The organism is Candidatus Poribacteria bacterium (genome assembly GCA_021162805.1).
In the GTDB taxonomy this organism is placed as follows: Bacteria; Poribacteria; WGA-4E; order B28-G17; family B28-G17; genus JAGGXZ01.
The window spans coordinates 47159-53806 of record JAGGXZ010000115.1 but is presented as its reverse complement, the minus strand read 5'-3'; the positions used below and the strand labels follow the sequence as shown (position 1 = coordinate 53806).

Annotated in this window: 3 protein-coding genes; all 3 read right to left on the bottom strand. The window is 55.7% G+C overall.

Annotated elements, in window-relative coordinates:
- Positions 1–277 precede the first annotated feature (277 nt).
- The 3 genes from J7M22_09100 to J7M22_09090 all read right to left on the bottom strand — a co-directional run bounded on the left by J7M22_09100 (position 278) and on the right by J7M22_09090 (position 6501).
- Positions 278–1174, bottom strand: coding sequence for a hypothetical protein (locus J7M22_09100; GenBank protein ID MCD6506767.1), 897 nt, complete (start codon positions 1172–1174; stop codon positions 278–280).
- Entirely contained in the window at positions 1171–5787 is a 4617-nt protein-coding gene (locus J7M22_09095) for a T9SS type A sorting domain-containing protein (protein MCD6506766.1), read from the bottom strand. The genes J7M22_09100 and J7M22_09095 overlap by 4 nt, the downstream gene beginning before the upstream one ends.
- An 81-nt stretch (positions 5788–5868) precedes the next feature.
- Entirely contained in the window at positions 5869–6501 is a 633-nt protein-coding gene (locus J7M22_09090) for a hypothetical protein (GenBank protein MCD6506765.1), read from the bottom strand.
- Between the last annotated feature and the right edge of the window lie 147 nt (positions 6502–6648).

The following is a 6648-nucleotide window of genomic DNA, read 5'->3' as shown; positions in this document are numbered from 1 at the left end:
GGCTCACGCTCTCCTGTGGCAGCCTCTCTATCAGAGAGACGTGATCGGGCTTTATCCCGAATAGCAGTTGCACGATGGAGTATCTTGCAATCTCCACTGTGACCTTTGATGCTATATCGTAGCGCATTTTTTCCTTCTTAGGGGCGATGGGTTCTACATCTCATTCTATCACTGAGATGGGGGTATGTCAAGATTTGGGCGCAGTGCCTTGCACCCCTAACATCGCAGGGCGGCATTTTATATGCCGCCGTGAAGCGGCGGGGGATGAACCCCCGCCCTACTGTATCGCGAGTTCGATCGAGAACAGATGTGATCCGTATGTCCCCTTCAGTTGAGATATCGGATATATGAAGGCATAGTCGAATCCAATGACATAACCTGCAAACCTGAACCTGTATCCCCATCCCAGCCCGGCCATCTCATCGGATACGCCGATTCGAAGGGCGAAATCATCGCGAAGTAATCTCCTCTCAAACCCGACCCCGAATTTCCTCTTACCGTCCCTGAACCTCATCTCGCCCAGCAGCGTATAACTCTTTGTGAAACGCCCTATCCCGATCCTGGTCGTCGAGGGGAGGATCTCGCTCGATATGAATCCGATGTCGGCGGGATAGACTCCGGTTATCGATGCCCCCAATTTCAGGGATTTCAAATCGATCAGGAACCCGACGTCGAACGTCAGGGCGTTTCTCGAAAACCCTGACGTGAGGAGATCGACGTTGGACTCGGCATATTCGTTCCGGCGTAGGGATCTGTTGAGAAACCTGACGGCGCAGCCAAGCCTTAATATCCTGATGAACCTCTCCGCATAGGCGAGGTTCAGCGTGTTTTCGACATAGAGGGCCGATCTGAATGAAAGCCATCCCAATCCCACCCCTCCACCCCTTCCCAGGGGAAAACCACAAGCGATCAGATGATGGCCGAGCCTCTCCCTCTCGCCCGGATACAACCCCAGCTCGATCCCCGGATAAAGTGCCAGATAAGAGGCCATCACCTCCATACCTCTGGCATTCGATATGAGAGATGGATTCCACATGAAGTTTAGGCTGTCGGCGGACGGGGAGGATGTCTCGCCCATGGCCAGAGCCTTTGGCGAAAGCGTTATATCCTCGAACGCTGCCTCGGCGAAGGAAACCATGATGAGAGGAATCAGGATCACCCACAGAACCTTCATCTCACGAAGACCACCGTTCCCGTTGCGATCTCCCCGCCATCCAGAACCTGAAAGATGTAGAGCCCGCTTTCGACCGGCTCCCCCTCCTCATCCTTCCCGTCCCATCTGAGCACTTCTCCCTTCAGGGTCCTGATCAGACGCCCTTTGATCGTGAATATCCGTATGATCGGGCTACCGTTCCCTCCGATGACGTAGAAGGATGTCGATGAGGTAAACGGGTTCGGAGCGGCCCAGGCGCGGAAAGGTCCCCCCTGAGCCTGGGATACGAAGAACACCCCAGGACCGTCCACAGGGACGACGATGATACTGTTCCCCACAACCTTCCCGCCGATCTGATGGGCGTGAAGGCCGTCGTAGAAGAACACGGCCGGATTCCTTTTGATCCTCTCCCCCAGCGGTAAGATCAGCCTCAACGGCCTTTCAAGCTGGATGGGATCGAGGACTCCCAGGCGATATCCGATGGGGGCGGGCGTGAGCTCAAATCGCGCCCTACCCTCGAAAGAGCCCCCCGGTATGACGAGGGCCGATCTGAGATCCTTCGAGAAGATCGTCCCGCCCTGTCGGCCGTCGATGTGCGGTGAGATCCTAAGCCTTCCCCCATCGATCCTCCCGATCGGATTCGACGCCTTATCCCTCCCCTGAACCACCAATTCCCACTCACCCTCATCCATGCTCATATCCACGAAGATCGCCGATGTGAAGATCAGCCCGTCGGAATCGGACTGGGAAAGTTCGAGCTCTCTCATCTCGGATCCTTTCCTGAGGAAGAGCTTTGGACCTTCGGAAAGCCTCTCGGAGAGCGAAAGCTCGATCCTCGCGGGTCCGAAATAGAGCTCAGGCGAATCGCCCTTGACGGGGCGGAAGTCGATCTCGCCGCTTGCAAAGTTTACACTCGGCCTCAGAACCCTTATCCTGCACTGGGGCGGAGCGGAGTCGACGTTGATCCTGTAATGTGCCGGCTTGCTCCAGTTTCCAGCCTCATCCCTGGCGGCCAGATGCAGAAACCAGGTTCCGTCTGACGGCAGATCAAAGGAGAGTTGATTCCGATCCGCCCTCATCATGTCGATTCTGGGAGGCATGGTCTCAGAGGATCTGTCGAGGACGAAACTGTAGGCTGCCACCCCGGAGAGGTTATCGCTAGCGCCTATGAGAAACCGGACGAGAGGGGAGGAGTACCACTTGCTCTGATCCGGATGCGTAGGGCTGCTCAGTGAAAGCGTGGGAGAGGTGAGATCGACCATGAAGCTCACGGGGTCGGACGTGCCGACGTTGCCAGCCCTATCCCTGACCCTCACTTGGATAGACGTGACGCCCTCATCAAGCAGGGGAGGGATCTCGTCCTCATCTCTCCAAATCCCTTTTTGGGCGGAATCGTTTTTGAACCTGACCCATTCCCCGCCGCTGAGCCTGAACTCGAAGCTATCCGGATCGACACCCGAAAGTGCATCCTCAATCCCGCCGGAGACGGAGGCTATGCGATCGCTATGCCACGATCCCGCCTCTGATGGGGTGATGGTTATCCGGGGAGGCGTCCTGTCCACGAGGACGGAGCTATGCGCCGTCTCACTCCAAATCCCGGACCCGCTGACGGCCCTGACGTGAAAGAACCAGACCCCGTCGCCGATACCCCGGAACTGATGATATGACTCGGTCGTCTTGACCCTCTCATCGGGAATGCTCTGAGGGATGGCGTCGAGGAGGAAACTATATCCGGCGATTCCGCTCGGCGGGGGATCGACGCTCCACCTGAAGGAGATCAGATCGCCGTTCACATCCGCCCGAACGGTCGGAGGAGGTGGGACGGAGGAGTCTATGCGTATCTCGTAGTGAACCGTCGGAGATGTGAGTCCGGCGCCGTTTACCGCCTTCAGGTGGAGATAATGGATGCCATCCGGCAGGGATTCAAATCTCATAAAGTTGACGGAACCGTCCAGAGGCTTTGTCGGCTCGGAATCCGGTTTTGAATCCAGAAGATAGAGATATGAGGATATACCCGATATGTCCTCATCGCTCCACGATATCAGCAGATCCTTTCGTCCCGTCCACCTGCCCTCTTGATAGGTCGGCGACAAGATGAGGGGCGCGGGCGGAGGTGTGGTGTCGATCCAGACCTCATATGAGCTCGGCTCACCTTTGTTTCCCGCCTTATCCAGAGCCCTAAGGTAGATGGTCCATCTCCCACCCTTCAGCTTCAACCGCATCTCCTCCGATCTCGTCTCCATCGCCTTATTCCAATCCAACCTCCCGCCTTCAGGGATGATCAGATAGAGATACGTCTGAACTCCGCTCTCCTCATCCTGGGCCTTATAGTTTAGGACGACATCGCCTGAGCTCGACCATTCGCGCTCCCTGTGGGTGCTCGATGAGATGACCGGAGATGTGGGCGGAGACGTGTCGATCATGATCGGGCCGTAATCCAGGGTGGGCGAGATATTTCCAGCCCTGTCGATCGATTTGAGATGCAGATACCAGATCCCGTCATCCAGATTTTTGAGGATACCCTCCTCCGGGTGGAGATCGACCTTATCGTCCGGTAACCCCTTCGGGGAGTCGTCTATCAGGAGGGAGATACCCTCGATCCCACCGCCGGGATCCTCCCCCGGATCGATCGAGGCGGAGAGAAAACTTCTGTTCGACCACCTCCCCGGCTCATGAGAGGCGGATGAGATTCTCGGCGCGGGCGGAGGGGAGGTATCTATGAGGAACGGGCCAAGGTTTGTGATTTTGCTTCGGTTTCCCGCCTCGTCCTGAGCGATCAGATGCAGAAACCACCTTCCGTCGGTCAGATCGACCGATATCTCTTCACCTGAGATCATTTTCCCCCCGACCGCCGCCACAGAGGGTTGATGATCCAGGGCCCAGATTATTCCCCTCACGCCGCTCGTCTCGTCCTCCGGCTTCAATTTGATCGTGAGCTTTCCGTTCCTGCTCCATACACCGGGCTTGATCGAGCTTTGGATCTCCTCAACCCGTGGCGGGGTCGAATCGATCATGATCGGCCCGAGATGGGACGTATCCGACCAGTTCCCCGAGTTATCGGCATATCTGATATGCAGATACCAGATGCCGTCTTCGAGGTTCTCGTTCAGGATTTGGGCCGTTTTGGACAGATTAACCTCAGTCGGCGGGACGGTATAGGATGAGCCATCCAGCAGATAGGCGTATCCCATCAGCCCCTCCTTGAGCGGAGGCGGGGTGATCCTGACGATGAGCTTCCGATCCTTTGACCAAGTCCCCGTTTTATGGCTCAGGAGAGTCACTTCCGGCCTCCATCTCACGGGAACCGTTCTCTCATCCGCTATCACGTCATCAAGATAGAGCCTGAAGATGTAATTTCCCTGCCTCAGGCTCGATCCCGGATTCCAGATCGGCCCTCCGAACGGCGAGAGCACCCCCTCCACCTGCAGCCCCATCTCGAAGCTTGCTACGGGAGATCGGCTGGCGTCCAGGACCTCCACCCTGACGTTTCCCCTTCGGGCGATCTGATAGGGTATGGGTGAATCGGTCGGGTTAAAGGGGGTGTTCTCATCCAGGAGGAGCCTTGTCCGAGAGGGTAGGGACGGAGATCTGACCGAGGCGACGGTCGACTCGATCGCCTCGGCTATCCTTCTGCCGTACGTCCAGTCGTCCTCCGGCTTTTTAGCTATCCCGGGCCACCAGAAGAACCATATCCCATCCGCGGGCGGATCATTGGCCACAAGCGATCTCCCCGTAAAAGCCCTACCGTAGCTCAAGGCATAGTTGATCTGTTGGCGCATCTCCCAATGTGTCGGCTGCCCGTAACCCATGGTGTCATATGCCTGGAGGATGACGTGTATCTTCGGCAGCTCCCTTCCCTCGGATTGAAAGTACGGTCGAAGGGCGTTTCTGATCTGCATCGTCGACCAGTGTATCGCCCACCAGTTGGGGGAGTATACCGGTTGGGGTGTGGGTTTGAACCAGAGGTATGTGGTCGAGCTCAGCATTATGACGTCGACATTTTTGCAGAACTCCACAAGCCTCTGAGGGGTGTAATATTTCCCCTCGACGGCCACGGTGATGTAGATCTGATGATGTGGTGAGCCGGCCTTGTTCTCCGAGTCCCTTATGATCCCTATCATGCGGTTGACCAGATCGGGATCGTAGTTGTGGGACGTTCCCATCGGCTCCTCAACGACATACCATCCGGCTATGCTTCCCTCAAGCGGGCTTCCTTTCTCAAAAACGCACAGCTTCTCTATGAAGTTAGCGAGCCACCCTTCACCCCTTTGAAGGAAGGGAGCATAGAGCGGGCCGACCAATACCCTGAGCCTCACCCTGCCGTTCTGATTGGTCAGATCATAAGCCTCCTGGATGTACCTCTTCCACCACTCAAGGTATCGATCCCCGTCGACCTTCGGGAGGGATTCCTGGGAAGGCCAGTAATGCTGGACGATGTTGATGCATTCATAGGGTAGATCCGGGGTGCCCGAGAATACCTCAAGCAGATCGGGCTCGCTACGGCCGAGGTTCCCGCCTGAGGAGGCGTAGACGTTGAACATCCCCACTGGAATCCCCAGGGGTATCGGCGAATCAGCCGGCGCAGATGACAGCATAGCATATATCAGGATTATCCCGAACGAGCTCAAACCCATCCTTGGCTTTTACCTCCGCTATGGACGACATATGTGGAAGGGCCGGACATGTCAAACGGTGGGGCTTTTTCAGGGAAACGATCATATCAGTTTAAGCAATTTCAGGAGCAATACCGTCAGCCAGTTAACGGCGGTGAACCAGATAGGGATCCACCACAGCATCATCCTAAACCGGCTCTCCAAAGACTCAAACCTGGCGTTCATCCCCTGTCTCAGGGCACTTATCTCCTGCAACACAGCCCTGAACCGCTCATCTGTAGCCTCAAATCTGGCATTCATCTCCTGTCTCAGGGCATTTATCTCCTGTAATACAGCCCTGAACCGCTCATCTGTAGCCTCAAACCTGGCGTTCATCCCCTGTCTCAGGGCACTTATCTCCTGTAACACAGCTCTAAACCGCTCGTCTACAGCCTCAAATCTGGCGTTCATTTCCCTCTGGAGCGCTTCGAACCTTCTGTCCATCGCCTCAAACCTGGCATTCATCTCCTGTCTCAGGGCACTTATCTCCTGTAACACAGCTCTAAACCGCTCGTCTGTAGCCTCAAATCGAACTTCTATTTCGCGAAGAACCATTTCATATGAGATGGGCCATCTCCTCTCCTTCAACAGTTCTCTCATTATCCCGGCCAGGCTTCTCACATCCGGCGACGTTTCCTCCCTGTTTATCAGATCCTCTATCTCCCTCTCTGCCCTTTCGATAACGGATATCTCCATTTACACCCTATCCTCCTTCAAAGATAACGTCCGCCTTAGCTCGGTCATTTGCAGTCATCGGGTCATTTGGCTTCGCCGTCATTTAAAATGACTATAAATGACTACAAGTGACTACAAATGACCTCTTCCCAAAATTTGAATGCCTCG